Annotated in this window: 10 protein-coding genes; 6 read left to right on the top strand and 4 right to left on the bottom strand. The window is 69.5% G+C overall.

Features of this window, described 5'->3' with window-relative positions; genetic code table 11:
- On the bottom strand, positions 1 to 225 hold a 225-nt coding region (locus tag F8M74_RS03315), incomplete at its 3' end, for a DEAD/DEAH box helicase (protein ID WP_205604095.1).
- Positions 226 to 627: 402 nt separating this feature from the next.
- On the opposite strand from F8M74_RS03315, the gene F8M74_RS03310 reads away from it, so the two are divergent.
- Positions 628 to 1,800, top strand: a complete 1,173-nt coding sequence (locus F8M74_RS03310; RefSeq protein WP_141252883.1) for an FAD-dependent monooxygenase — start codon at positions 628 to 630, stop codon at positions 1,798 to 1,800.
- Between the two features lie 24 nt (positions 1,801 to 1,824).
- Here the strand turns inward: F8M74_RS03310 and F8M74_RS03305 are convergent, their stop codons facing one another.
- From F8M74_RS03305 to F8M74_RS03295, 3 genes are all read right to left on the bottom strand, one after another.
- The gene (locus F8M74_RS03305) at positions 1,825 to 2,880 is read right to left on the bottom strand and encodes an ABC transporter ATP-binding protein (RefSeq protein WP_141252882.1); all 1,056 of its coding nucleotides are present in this window, start codon (positions 2,878 to 2,880) and stop codon (positions 1,825 to 1,827) included.
- Positions 2,881 to 3,055: 175 nt separating this feature from the next.
- Positions 3,056 to 3,655, bottom strand: a complete 600-nt coding sequence (locus F8M74_RS03300; protein ID WP_141252881.1) for a DUF2378 family protein — start codon at positions 3,653 to 3,655, stop codon at positions 3,056 to 3,058.
- A gap of 66 nt (positions 3,656 to 3,721) precedes the next feature.
- A complete protein-coding gene (locus tag F8M74_RS03295; RefSeq protein ID WP_141252880.1) occupies positions 3,722 to 5,182 on the bottom strand; it encodes an ATP-binding protein in 1,461 nt (486 codons plus the stop codon).
- Between the two features lie 171 nt (positions 5,183 to 5,353).
- Here F8M74_RS03295 and F8M74_RS03290 point away from each other — a divergent pair, with 171 nt between their 5' ends.
- The 5 genes from F8M74_RS03290 to F8M74_RS03270 all read left to right on the top strand — a co-directional run bounded on the left by F8M74_RS03290 (position 5,354) and on the right by F8M74_RS03270 (position 13,219).
- Positions 5,354 to 6,319 (top strand): PLP-dependent cysteine synthase family protein, encoded by a 966-nt coding sequence (locus tag F8M74_RS03290; protein WP_140787805.1) that lies wholly within the window; start codon positions 5,354 to 5,356, stop codon positions 6,317 to 6,319.
- 77 nt (positions 6,320 to 6,396) lie between these two features.
- A complete protein-coding gene (locus F8M74_RS03285; RefSeq protein ID WP_141252879.1) occupies positions 6,397 to 6,804 on the top strand; it encodes a hypothetical protein in 408 nt (135 codons plus the stop codon).
- A gap of 127 nt (positions 6,805 to 6,931) precedes the next feature.
- Positions 6,932 to 8,302: a TolC family protein gene (locus F8M74_RS03280; protein ID WP_141252878.1), complete on the top strand. Its 1,371-nt coding sequence runs from the start codon at positions 6,932 to 6,934 to the stop codon at positions 8,300 to 8,302.
- Positions 8,299 to 10,032: an efflux RND transporter periplasmic adaptor subunit gene (locus F8M74_RS03275; protein WP_171410125.1), complete on the top strand. Its 1,734-nt coding sequence runs from the start codon at positions 8,299 to 8,301 to the stop codon at positions 10,030 to 10,032. Before F8M74_RS03280 ends, F8M74_RS03275 begins: the two co-directional genes overlap by 4 nt.
- Entirely contained in the window at positions 10,019 to 13,219 is a 3,201-nt protein-coding gene (locus F8M74_RS03270; protein WP_141252877.1) for an efflux RND transporter permease subunit, read from the top strand. Before F8M74_RS03275 ends, F8M74_RS03270 begins: the two co-directional genes overlap by 14 nt.
- Positions 13,220 to 13,261: the final 42 nt, after the last annotated feature.

The raw sequence follows: 13,261 nt of genomic DNA, 5'->3' as shown, positions 1-13,261 counted from the left end.
CGCGTCCAGCGCGGCGAGGAACGCCGTCAGTGTCTTGCCACTGCCCGTGGGCGCGGCGATGAGCACGTCCTGGCCCGCCTGGATGAGCGGCCAGCCCTCGACCTGGGGACGGCTGGGCTCGCCCAGCCGCTCCGCGAACCAGCGGCGAACCACCGGATGGAACGGTGCCAGCGCCGGATGCGCCGCGTACTCCGTGGCGAAGTCGAGGCTGATTTGCGGGGCCATGGGCACCTCCACTGCTAGCCTGAACACAGGTACAGCCCGGCGTCAACGCGACAGAACGTCGTGAGTAGGCCCCCACCGCGGGTGTTCCCTGCACCAAGCGGGGGCACGGCGGGACGCAACCCTTGCGTGCGGGCATGACGCTGACGCGTCACGGGAGCAGCGTGACGCGTCATGCACCACCCGGCACAAGCCACCGCACACAGCGGAAGTCCGTGACACGGAGCACACGCGCGGATGCACCGAGCCTCGCCGCCAGAAGGAATGTGCCTTGCACATCGCACCTCGGAACATGAGGAGCGAAAGCTTGAGCCCCACCCACGAGATTCCCCCGGCCCCCTTCGAAACCAGGCGCCCTGAGCCCTGCCGCGACGGGACGCCCGCTGCCGCGCGGAGGCGCGCGCCGTGAGCGAAGCCTCCTACGACGTCGCCATCATCGGAGGCGGCCCAGCGGGCGCGGCCATGGCCGTGGCCTTGCGAGACCTGGCGCCCTTCCTGTCCGTCGTCATGCTCGAGCGCACTGACTACGACACGCACCGCTCGGGCGAGACCTTGTCACCCGACCTCCGCATTCCCCTGTCCCGGCTCGGTGTCTGGAGCAGCTTCCTGCGCGATGGACACCTGGCTTCGCGCGGGACGTCCTCGTGCTGGAGCCGCGCGGAGCCCCGCGTCCAGGACACGCGGATGTCGCCCTGGGGCTCCGCCTGGCACCTGGACCGGGCACGCTTCGACGAACGGCTCAGCCTGGAGGCAGCCAGGCAAGGCGTCCGCGTCCTTCGCCTGACGACCCTGCTGGACGTCGAGTCCATCGCGAAGGAGGGCTATCGGCTGCACCTCTCCCAACGCAAGACAGGCGCGCTCACGCTGCGGGCGCGCTTCGTCGTGGATGCGACCGGATGGAAAGCCACCTTCGCCATGACCCAGGGCGCGCGGCGCCGCATCCGCGACCGCTGCTTCGCCGTTCATGGCGCGTTCCAGCTCCGGCCAGGGGAATCGTTCCCCACGGATGCCCTGGTGGAATCATGTCCGGAAGGCTGGTGGCACTCCGCGCGACTGCCCTCGGACTGTGTCGCCGTCACCCTGGTGGGTGATGGAGATTCCTTGCACGGACTGCGCTGGGCGACGCCGGAACCGTGGGCGGCCCTGCTCGAACAAGCCCCCGTCACCCAGGCGAGGCTGGCGGCCTGCGACTTCGCCGGAGAGCCTCTCGTCGCGGCGCCCGTGCTCGTCGGCGAACTCGACCAGATGCACGGTGAGCGCTGGCTCGCCGTGGGCGATGCGGCCTGCACCCACGACCCGCTGTCCGCCCAGGGTATCTTCAGCGCGCTGGACTCCGCGCTCCTCGCCGCCGAAGCCCTGGAGCAATACCTGCGCGGTGAAGTGGATGCGCTCTACGCCTACGAGCAAACGCTTCATCTGCGCTTCGACGAACACCTGCACAGGCGAAGCCGCACCTACCGCGAGGAGCAACGGTGGTCCGACGCGCCCTTCTGGAGGAACCGGCACACCGCCTTCCCCGCCATGACACCCGCTGCGGAGCAGCGCTCCGCGCCAGCGCCCACCGGGCTCGCCCCATGAGGCACCGCGCTGTCCCGGCGCCTCTCAGAAAATCCAGAGGCGCTCCTTGGGGAACGCGAGCGTGTAGGCCCCCGGGGCCAACGACTGGCGTGTCGAGGCGCGCAGTGTCTGTCCTTCGACCTGGAACTGGTGCTCCCAGCGTCCCCCCACGTAGATGGAGCTCGCCAGCGCGGCCGGGAGCCGGTTCTCCCCGGGCCCGGACGCCAACTGGAGCTCCTCCACGCGAATGACGCCCGTGGCCGCCTCACTCGAGGCGCCCTCCCCTCGCCGCAGGCCCCACAATGACTGACTTCCCACCTGAAGCCGCGCCTCGCCGCCGCGCCGCTCCACCACGCGGCCGGACAAGGTGTTGTTCACCCCCATGAAGTCGGCGGCGAACAGGCTCCGGGGCTCCGTGTAGAGCTGCTCCGGCGTCCCGTCCTGCGCCATCCGCCCACCGTCCAGCAACATGATGCGGTCGGCGATGGCCATCGCCTCCACCTGGTCATGGGTGACGAAGAGCGCGGTGAGCCCCAGCCGCTTGATGAGCGCGCGAATCCACACGCGCGCCTCCTCCCGCAGCTTCGCATCCAGGTTGGACAAGGGTTCATCCAGGAGCACCAGCGGCGGCCCGTAGACGAGCGCCCGCGCCAGCGCCACGCGCTGCTGCTGCCCACCGGAGAGCTGGCTGGGGAACCGGTCGCCATACCCCTCCAGGCCCACACCCTGGAGCACCTCGCGCACGGCCCGCTCCACCTGCTCGCGGGACTGCTTGCGCAGCCGCAGGCCGTAGGCCACGTTGTCGAACACCGTCTTGTGTGGCCACAGCGCGTAGGACTGGAACACCAGCCCCAGGTCACGCCGCTCTGGCGGCAGGTTCACCTTCGCCGCCGCGTCGAACACCGTGCGCTCGCCAATGTGGATGCGCCCTCGCACCGGCGTCTCCAGCCCGGCGACGGAGCGCAGCAGCGTGGACTTGCCGCTGCCGGAGCGGCCCAGCAGCGCCACCACCTCGCCATCCCGGAAGTCGGCGGTGATGCCCTTCAGGATGTCATTCGTGCCGAGCCGGACATGGACGTCCTCGACGAACAACCGGGCCATGCGGTGACTTCCTTCCGGACAAGGAGCGCGTCCGGCCGGCATCGTGCGACAGCTCGCGGAAGGGGGCCAGCGCCAGCGCACCCTGAACGGGTGCTCCAGCGCATCCACCGGAAACCGAGCCACTTGGAGACGGAGCGAGTCCAGCGGAAGGGGGCGTCGTGGCGGCGCTCCCGCCTCAGGGGACGCGACGGGGACCGGCACCGGCCACGGGCGCCCGGCTGGCGGCCTTCGACCAGGTGACGCGGAAGGTGGCCGCCGTGCCGTCGAAGGCGATGGGATTCACCTCCACATGCCCCGCGCCCGCCGACCGCAGCGTCTCCGCCAGGAAGCCCGCCGCGAAGTCCGGCGTGTCCGCCGTGACGTCCTTCATCCACAGCGTGGCGCTGTCCTGCGTGGACTCCTCCACGCGGACCTCATTGAAGTTGTTGCCGGCCCGGACGTTGTACGGCACCCGCTCCAGCGTGCGCCGCGGCCCCAACTGGGTGACGAGCGACAGGCTGGCCCGGCCCACCGATGTCTGCCGGAAGCCCTGGAGGAAGCGCGCGCCCAGCGCGAAGCTGGCCTCGTGCGGCGGCAGGGCCGGGAAGACATCCTGCGCCGCCACGCGAAGGAAGGCGCGCCACTGCTCCAATGTGTACTGGGGGCGCAGTGGCTCCGACAGGTCGAGCCCCACCGCCTTCAGACGCTGACGTCCATCCCGGGTGAGATACGGCCCGAGCGCCCGCACGAAGAGCGCTTCCACGGACTGAGCGAACATGAGCTTCTCTGACGCCATGCACGGAAGGTGGTAGCGGCGACCCCAAACGGGGAGTCGTGAGGTGCCCCAATCGTCAGCGAATCATCATCGTGGCAGGCGAATGAGGAAGGTCGTGCCCTCCGTCGCACTGGAGGCCACCTGCGTGTCCCCGTCATGCGCCCGGACAATCTGCCGGGTGATGTAGAGGCCCAGCCCCAGGCCGCTGGGCGCACCCGCGTCACTGGCGGTGCGCCGACCCCGGCGCCAGGCGCCGAAGACATGGGGCAGGTCCTCCGCGGGGATGGGCGTGCCACGGTTGTGGATGCGCAGCACCACCTCGCGCTCGGAGCCCTCGGCGCCCACCCACACGGTGCTCTCCGCCGGGCTGTACTTCAGCGCGTTGGCCACCAGGTTGCCCACGGCCTGCTCCAGGCGGTCGGAGTCCCACTTCCCCAGGCCATCGCCCTTGGACTCCAGTTGCACCACCCGGCCAGGATGGCTGGCGCGCAGCTCGTCCACGGTGCGGCGCACCACCTCGAACACGTCGCACGACGAGCGCACCACCGGAATGCCGCCGCCCAGCCGCGAGCGCGCGAAGTCCAGCAGTTGGCGAATCATCCGGTCCATGCGCTCTGCGCTGGTGAGGATGCGCTCGGTGAGCATGCCCTGGCGCTCGTCCAACCCGCCCTTGCGCCGTAGCTGCTGCGCGGACATGGACAACGCGTTGAGCGGGTTGCGCAGGTCATGCCCCAACATGCCGATGAACTGCTCGCGGAACTCCTCCGCGCTGCGCGACTCCGTGACGTCCCGCAGGGAGGACATCACCGCCAGCACCTCACCGCCGGCCCCCAGCGCGGGCGACAGAACGTAGTCGAAGTACCGCGGGCCCCGGTCCGAGCCCAGGACCATGGTGCCTCGCTGCACCTGCCCCGTGCGAAGGACTACCCGCACCTGTTCGAGGTACGGCGTCAGCGCCCCATCCGCGGCCTGCATCTCATCCAGTGTCCTGCCCCGTGCATGCACGGCGTGGCTGCCGCGTGCGGCAGACAGGGACTGATTGGCCGACAGGACGCGCCCGGTCTCGTCGTAGAGCGCGATGGGGTCCGCCGCGCAGGAGATGGCCAACTCCAGGAGCTGGCGCTGGTGCACCACCTCGCGGGACAGCTCCTTCACCTCGCGCTCGGCCTGGCGCAGCCGGAGCAGCGCGTGGACCTGGGCCACCAGCTCCTCCGGGTCCACCGGCGCCACCAGGTAGCCGTCCGCGCCGTGCTCCAAGCCGTGCGCCCGATCGCCCGGCCCCACGGCCTGTGCGGACAGGTGGAGCACCAGGACACCCTGTGTGCGAGGCGTCTCCTTCAACCTCCGGCACACCTCCAGGCCGCTGATGTCCGGCAGCCGCACGTCCAGGATGACGAGGTCCGTCTCCTCGTTCACCAGGGCAAGCGCCTCCATCCCGGAAGCGGCGTCCACGACGCGGAAGCCCGCGAGCCCCAGCACGCGGGAGGTGACATAGCGGCTGGCCGCGTCGTCGTTGACGTTGAGGATGAGCGCGGAAGTGGGAGGCATACGGAGGTGTGAGGGCCAGGCTCTTTCGTAGCCGCGCCTCCGCATGAACGCCAGATGTTACGGGTACCAACAGGAGCGCTGTCGGGGCAGGCAGACAAGCGACTGTCCAGGAACCCAGCAAAAAGTTCATGACGGGTGCCCGACGCGCGGTTTCGCGATAGGGAAGGCCGCATGCGCCCTCCCTGTCGCCCTCTTCCCGCGGACGGCCGCTTCCTCCAGGCCGTGGGTCCCACTCCGCTCGTCCCCGTTCGTCTCCACGAGGAGGGCCCCACCATCTGGTGCAAGCTGGAGTTCCTCAACCCCAGCGGCTCCACCAAGGACCGCATCGCGCGCTACATGCTGGAGAAGGCGTGGCGCCAGGGGGAGCTGGTCCCCGGCGGCGAGGTCATCGAGGCGTCCAGCGGCTCCACGAGCATCGCCCTGGCGCTGGCTTGCGCCCAGATGGGCCTGCGCTTCACCGCGGTGATGCCGGAGGGCGTCACCGGGGAGCGCATCCTCACCATCCGCGCCTATGGTGGTGACGTGGTGCTGGTGCCGCGCGAAGCCGGCGTGCACGGCGCCATCGTGAAGGCGGAGGAGCTGGCGCGTGAGCGCAAGGCCTTCGCGCCGCGTCAGTTCGAAAACCTGGACAACGCCGAGGCCCACCGGGTGTGGACGGGCCAGGAGATTCTGTCGCAAATCCCGGGCGGGCTGGTGCACGGCGTGGTCAGCGGCGTAGGCACGGGCGGCACCGTGGTGGGCCTGTACCAGGCCTTCGCGGAAGCAGGCTGTCCGGTGACGGCCTTCGTGGCGCGCCCCATCGCCGGCCTGGGCTGCGACATCGAATGTTGCAGCTTCAGCCCCCGCGTCCCGGGCGTGGTGGATGGCATGTCCCGGCTGTACCGTGAAGCGGACATGCCGGGCCGCGTTGAAATCGACGTGTCGGACGACGTCGCCATGAGCACCGCCAGGGCGCTCATCCGCCGCGGCTTCCCGGTGGGACCGTCGTCCGGCCTCAACTACGTCGCCGCGGTGGAAGCCGCGAAGCGACTGGGCCCGGAGGCGCAGGTGGTGACGGTGTTCCCCGACCGCATGGAGCGCTACTTCTCCACCGAGCTCATCCAGCCCAAGCCCGTGCCAGCACGCGGCGCGGCATGAGTTAATGGGAATAACGTGACGCGTGCGGAGTTGCACGCACCGTCCCGCCGCGCTATCTGCTGGGCAAGCCCACGTTCATGCTCGTCCGAGTCCTGACATTACTGGTGGTCCTGGGGCTGCCTCCCATCGCGGGGGCGGTCGAGGGGCTGTTCCATTTCTGCCAGGGCACGGTGAAGCTGGACCTGACGTGTGTCTGCCCCCGGGCGCAGCGGGCGAAGGCCGCGGCCGACGCGCAGGAAGCGGGCATCCGTGGCAACCACCACGACTGCTGCGGCGAACTCGCCGTGCAGCTCCCGGCGCCGGAGCCCGTCACCGCGAGCTCACGCCATGCGTGGGCGCTGACACCCCTGGCGGTGCTCCCCCAGGCTGTTCCAGAGGTGCCGCCAGCGCCCGAGTCCCTGCCCACGTCGTGGGTGCGCATCCGGGGCGTGCATCACTCCACCGCGCCACCGCTGTACCTGCAGCACTGCTCCTACCTCATTTGAGACGTCCGGCCCGCAAGCGCTGAGGCCTGGCGGGTGGACGTGTGTCCACCGGCCGGATTCCGCCCGCCGCCGGTGACGTCCTTCTCCCGGCGACAGGCTCGTATCCCGTCATCTGGAGCAGGAAGTCATGTCACCCCATGGAACCTGGAGGCGGTCCGCCACGCGGGCCGTGCTCGCCACCGGCGTCGCCGTGTGGCTGGGCCCCGGCGCGGCCGGAGCCAATGAGCAGCGGTATCAATCCCAACTCGAAGCCGTTGCCCGGCAGGCACCGGAGGCACAGGCACCAGAGCCCTTCACGAGCGCCCCCGTGCTGGAGCGCGCGGAGCTGGTGCGGCAGGTGCTCGCGCGCAACCCCTCGCTGGAAGCAGCGCGTGAGGCGTGGCGCGCCAGTCTCGAACGCTACCCGCGTGAGACGGCGCTCGAAGACCCGATGCTGACCTATGAAGTCGCGCCGCTGAGCATCACTGGCAGCGTGCCCTTCGGACAGGTCGTGGGGCTGAGCCAACAGCTCCCCTTCCCCGGCAAGCGCGGCCTGCGGGGGGAGATGGCACTGGCGGAAGCGCAAGCGATGCGCGAGGACCGCGAGGCCCTGCGACTGCGCCTGGCCCTCATGGCCTCCACGCTCTTCGATGACTTGTTCGTCGTGGAGCGCTCGCTCGCCGTCACGGCGGAGCACCTGCGGTTGCTCGGGCAGCTCAAGAAGAGCGCGGAGGCCCAATACATCACCGGCCGTGCCTCGCAGCAGGATCCGCTCCAGGCGGAGGTGGAGCTGAGCGAGGTGCTGCGCGAACAGGTGATGTTCGAAGCCGAGCGCGAACGGCTTCGCGCCCAGCTCAACGGCCTGCTGCACCGCGCCCCCCAGGCACCGCTGCCGCCACTGCCGGAAGCCATGCCCGCGCATGCCGCGGAGTCCGTGCCCGCCGAACGGCTGCAAGACGAAGCGCTGCGCCTGCGCCCGGAGCTGGAGGGCCTGCGGGCCCGGCTCGGTGGAGGCGAGGCCGCCGTCCGGCTCGCGAAGCGCGACTACTACCCGGATGTCATGGTGATGGGTGAGTACAACTCCATGTGGATGGACACGCCCCACCAGTTCATGGCGGGCGTCACCATCAACATCCCGCTCGACTTCGGCAAGCGGAAGGCCGCTGTGCGAGAGGCCGAATCCGGCCTGAAGCGCCTGCGCCGGGAGGAAGAGCAGCTCATCTCCGACATCCGCGTCGAGGTGGAGCAGGCACGCTCGCGTGCCGAGGAGACGCGGCGCGTGGTGGCGCTCTTCCAGGAGCGGCTCGTCCCCGCGGCGAAGGACCAGGTGTCCGCCGCCCGCGCGGGCTTCGAGAGCGGCAAGAACAGCTTCCAGGTCCTCATCGAGGCGGAGCGCGGCCTGCGCCGCGTGGAGCTGCGTGAACAGACGGCCCTGGCGGACGTGCAGCGCCGCCGGGCGGAGTTGGACAAGGCCATGGGCCACACCCCGGGACTGCCCCGGAACGGAGAGACGCGATGAGCCCCCCGAACCGCCGCAGCATCGCCCCCTGGATGGGAGTGCTGGCACTCGCCGTACTCGTCGCCGTGGCCTGGAGGCCCCTCGCGGGCTGGTTCTTCGGCACCACGCCTCACACCGGCACCGCGCCCGCCATGCATGGCCCCCACGGCGCCGCGGGCACGCCCCTGCCCGACGCCGCCCTGGAGTACACGCGCGCGGCCTTCGAGTCCTACGAAGCCGCACGGGCCCTGCTCGCGCAGGACGCCGTGGAAGGACTCGCGGCCAGGGCTGGAGAGCTGAAGGCCGCGCTCCAGCAGGCCGCCGACGCCACACAGGGTGACATCACGCCGCTGACGGCCTGGCTCCAGCAGGGCGCGGACGGCGCCGCGCACCTCGCTTCGGCGAAGGATGCCGAGACAGCGCGACAGCACTTCGCGCGCGTGAGTGAAGCGCTCATCGCCCTGGCGTCCGCCGATCCGCGGCTCCAGGAAGGCTGGCACGTCTTCGAATGCCCCATGGTGGAGGGGGTGAATCAGTGGCTCCAGCGCGAGCCCAAGCTGGAGAACCCATACATGGGCCGGCGCATGCTGGCGTGTGGCACCACCAGCGAGTGGCTCACGGCCGCTCCCGCGGGTGCTCACGGCGAGGGCGATATCGCGCACTACACCTGCCCCATGCACCCGTCCGTGAAGCAGCACGGCCCGGGCGCGTGCCCCATCTGCGGCATGGACCTGACGCCCGTCAGCCGCGCCGAGCTGGAGAGCGGCATCATCCGGGTGGACGACCTGCGGCGGCAGCGCATCGGCGTGAAGACGGCGAAGGTGGTTCAGGCCTCCATGGACCTGTCCCTGCGCGCGCTCGGCCGCGTCACCTTCGACGAGAAGTCGCTGGTGGACGTCACCCTCAAGCTGGACGGCTACATCCACGAGCTGCGCGTCAATGCCACGGGCGAGCCGGTGAAGAAGGGCGACGTCCTCTTCACCCTCTACAGCCCGGAGCTCTACGCCGCGCAGCAGGAGTACCTGCTGGCGCGTCAAAGCCAGAGCGCGGCCAACGCGTCGCTCGTGGGCGCTGCGCGCAAGCGGCTGGAGCTGTGGGGCCTGTCCGCGGCGCAAATCGAGCGCGTCGCCCAGCGAGGCCAGCCCGTGGAGAACATGCCCTTCCTGGCGCCCGCCAGCGGCTACGTGATGGAGAAGAACGTGGTGGAGGGCGCGGCGGTGAAGGCTGGGGAGCGACTGTTCCGCATCGCCCCGCTGGCGAAGGTGTGGGTGGAGGCGGACGTGTACGAGCAGGACCTGGCGCGCGTGAAGCCGGGCCAGCCGGTGGAAGTCACCCTGCCCTACCTGCCTGGGAAGAAGTACGCGGGCCACGTCGGCTACGTGTACCCGTCCCTGCGAGGCGCCACGCGCACGGGGCGCATCCGAATCGAGCTGCCCAACCCGGAGCTGGAGCTGAAGCCGGACATGTACGCGGACGTCCGCTTCGTCCTGCAGGGCGGCGCGCGACTCCAGATTCCCGACTCGGCCGTCATCTACACCGGCCCGCGGCGGCTGGTGTTCGTGGACCTGGGCGAGGGACGGCTGCGGCCCCAGGAGGTGAAGCTCGGCATCAGGGGAGAGGGCACCTACGAGGTGCTGGAGGGCCTGTCGCCCGGCGACGTCGTCGTCACCAGCGGCAACTTCCTCATCGCGGCGGAGAGTCGCATCCGCTCCGCCACGGACTCCTTCGGAGGCAGCCATGCAGCCCACTGAGCACGGTGAACAGGGCTTCATCGGCCGAGTCATCGGCGCGTGCGCGCGCAACCCGTTCCTCACCATCCTGCTGGTGGGCGCCCTGGCGGCGTGGGCCGTCCACGCGGTTCGCAACACCAAGCTGGACGCCATCCCCGACCTGTCCGACACGCAGGTCATCGTCTTCACCGAATGGATGGGGCGCGGGCCGGACCTGGTCGAGGACCAGATCACCTACCCCATCTCCGCATCCCTGCTGTCGGCGCCGAAGGTGAAGGCCGTACGTGGCCAGTCCATGTTCGGCATGTCCTTCATCTACGTCATCTTCGAGGACGGCACGGACATGTACTGGGCGCGCAGCCGCGTGCTCGAATACATGGAGACGACGCGCGGACGCCTGCCCGCGGGTGTGACGCCCACGCTGGGGCCGGACGCCACCGGCGTGGGCTGGGTGTTCCAGTACGCGCTCGTGGACGAGAGCGGCAAGCACTCCCTGGCGGACCTGCGAAGCATCCAGGACTGGAACGTGCGCTACGCGCTGTCCAGCGTGCCCGGCGTGGCGGAGGTCGCCAGCGTGGGCGGCATCGTCAAGCAGTACCAGGTGCAGGTGGACCCCAACCAACTGCGCGCCTACGGCGTGACGCTGGGCGAGGTGACACGCGCGGTCCGCGAGTCCAACGAGGACGTGGGCGGCCGGGTGATGGAACTCGCGGGCCATGAGCACATCATCCGCGGGCGCGGCTACATCCGCTCCACGCAGGACATCGAGAACATCCCGCTGAAGGTGAGCGAGGATGGCACGCCGGTGCTGGTGCGCAACGTGGCCATGGTGAGCCTGGGGCCGGACATCCGCCGGGGTGTGGCGGAGCTGGACGGCAAGGGCGAGGTGGCCGGTGGCATCGTCGTCATGCGCTACGGGGAGAACGCGCTCACCGTCATCGAGGCGGTGAAGGAGCGCCTGGCGGAGGTGCGCGCGGGCCTTCCGGAGGGCGTGGAGCTGGTCGTCACCTATGACCGCTCGGAGCTCATCAATGAGTCCATCAGCACGCTCAGCCGGGCGCTGGTGGAGGAGATGCTGGTGGTCAGCCTCATCATCTTCCTCTTCCTGATGCACGCGCGCAGCGCGCTGGTCACCATCATCACGCTGCCCGTGGCGGTGCTGCTCGCCTTCATCCCCATGTACTACCAGGGGCTCACCGCCAACATCATGAGCCTGGGCGGCATCATCGTCGCCATTGGCGCCATGGTGGATGCCTCCATCATCATCGTGGAGAACATCCACAAGAAGCTGGAGGCGTGGGAGGCGGAAGGCCGCCCCGGCGAGCGGCGCGAGGTCATCATCTCCGCGATGCAGGAGGTGGGCCCCTCCATCTTCGGCACGCTGCTAGTGCTCACCGTCGCCTTCCTCCCCGTCTTCACGTTGGAGGCCACCGAAGGCCGGCTCTTCAAGCCGCTGGCGTACACGAAGACGTACTCCATGGGCTTCGCCGCGGTGCTGGCGATGACGCTGACACCCGCGCTGGCGGTGCTCTTCATCCGCGGACGCATCCGCCGGGAGGAGGAGAATCCCATCAACCGCTGGCTGGTGGCCCTCTACATGCCCGTGGTGCGCTTCGTGGTGCGGCACGCCAAGATGGTGGTGGCGATGTCCGTGGTGGCCATGGCGCTGACGGTGCCGGCCTTCATGCGGCTGGGCCATGAGTTCATGCCGCCGCTCAACGAAGGCGCCATCCTCTACATGCCCACCTCGCCGCCGGGCATGTCCATCACCGAGGCCACGCGCATCCTCCAGTCCATGGACGCGGAGCTGAAGCGCATTCCAGAAGTCGTCAGCGTCTTCGGCAAGGCGGGTCGCGCGGAGACGCCCACGGACCCGGCGCCCTTGTCCATGTTCGAGACGACGGTGGTGCTCAAGCCGAAGTCCGAGTGGCGCAAGGGCCTCACCTGGGAAGCCCTGCTGGCGGAGATGGACGAGACGCTCCAGTACCCCGGCATGCCCAACATCTTCTGGATGCCCATCCAGACGCGCACGGAGATGCTGGCCACGGGCATCCGCAGCCCGTTGGGCATCCAGGTGTTCGGCGACAACCTGGACACGCTGGAGCAGACGGCGGTGGCCATCGAGAAGGCGGTGGCCCTGGTGCCCGGCACGCGCAGCGCGTTCGCGGACCGCTCCACCGGCGGCTTCTACGTGGACATCGAAGTGAAGCGGGAAGAGGCCGCGCGCCTGGGCCTGGGCGTGAAGGACGTCAACGAGGTGGTGATGGGCGCCATCGGCGGGGAAAACATCTCCCAGACGGTGGAGGGTCGCGAGCGCTACCCCATCAACGTGCGCTACGCGCGCGAGTATCGCGACAGCCCCGAGCTGCTGAAGGAGGTGCTGGTCCCCACGCCGGGCGGCGCGCAGGTGCCCCTGGCCCAGGTGGCGGACGTGCGCTTCGTACAGGGCCCGCCCATGATTCGCAGCGAGGGCGGCAAGCTCGTCACCTACGTCTTCGTGGACACGGAGCGGCCCATCGCGGACTACGTGAAGGACGCGAAGGCGGTGGTGGCGCGCGACGTGAAGACCCCCACCGGCGTGCGCGTGGAGTGGAGCGGCCAGTTCAAGTACTTCGAGCGCGCCACGGAGAAGCTCAAGGTGGTGATTCCCGTCACCCTGCTGCTGGTCTGCCTGCTGCTGTACTTCAGCACCAAGTCCGTGGTGGAGATGGGCATCGTCCTGCTGGCGGTGCCCTTCAGCCTGATTGGCGCGGTGTGGCTGCTGTACCTGCTCGACTACAACATGAGCATCGCCGTGTGGGTGGGGCTCATCGCGCTGGCCGGGCTCGACGCGGAGACAGGCGTGGTGATGCTGCTCTACCTCACCCTGGCCCATAAGAAGGCGGACCAGGAGGGACGGCTGCGCTCCATGGCCGACCTGACGGAGACCATCGTTGATGGCGCGGCGCGTCGTATCCGTCCCAAGCTGATGACGGTGATGACGGACATGATTGGCCTGCTCCCCGTGCTGTGGAGCACCGGCGCGGGCGCGGACGTGATGAAGCGCATCGCCGCGCCGCTCGTGGGCGGCCTTGTGACGTCCTTTTTACTCGAGCTGACCGTGTATCCGGCCATCTTCGCCCTCTGGAAGCGGCGCCACCTTCCCCAGGAACAGCCAGAGGAAGGCACAGGAGAGCCACCCCTGCCCGCCGAAACTCAGACAGCCTGAAAAAGTGCAATCCGGCTGAATCTGGACACTCAAGTTCGCCCC

Origin of the sequence: Myxococcus sp. CA023, from assembly GCF_010998615.1 — a bacterium.
GTDB lineage: Bacteria > Myxococcota > Myxococcia > Myxococcales > Myxococcaceae > Myxococcus.
Note: the sequence above shows the minus strand (reverse complement) of the source record. Positions and strands in the feature narration are given on the sequence as shown.

Bases quoted from the DNA above. Each gene is read 5' to 3' on its own strand.
- F8M74_RS03300 (WP_141252881.1), bottom strand. From the start codon at position 3,655: ATGGCGTCAGAGAAGCTCATGTTCGCTCAGTCCGTGGAAGCGCTCTTC.
- F8M74_RS03275 (WP_171410125.1), top strand. From the start codon at position 8,299: ATGAGCCCCCCGAACCGCCGCAGCATCGCCCCCTGGATGGGAGTGCTG.
- F8M74_RS03270 (WP_141252877.1), top strand. From the start codon at position 10,019: ATGCAGCCCACTGAGCACGGTGAACAGGGCTTCATCGGCCGAGTCATC.
- F8M74_RS03290 (WP_140787805.1), top strand. From the start codon at position 5,354: ATGCGCCCTCCCTGTCGCCCTCTTCCCGCGGACGGCCGCTTCCTCCAG.
- F8M74_RS03285 (WP_141252879.1), top strand. From the start codon at position 6,397: ATGCTCGTCCGAGTCCTGACATTACTGGTGGTCCTGGGGCTGCCTCCC.
- F8M74_RS03305 (WP_141252882.1), bottom strand. From the start codon at position 2,880: ATGGCCCGGTTGTTCGTCGAGGACGTCCATGTCCGGCTCGGCACGAAT.
- F8M74_RS03280 (WP_141252878.1), top strand. From the start codon at position 6,932: ATGTCACCCCATGGAACCTGGAGGCGGTCCGCCACGCGGGCCGTGCTC.
- F8M74_RS03295 (WP_141252880.1), bottom strand. From the start codon at position 5,182: ATGCCTCCCACTTCCGCGCTCATCCTCAACGTCAACGACGACGCGGCC.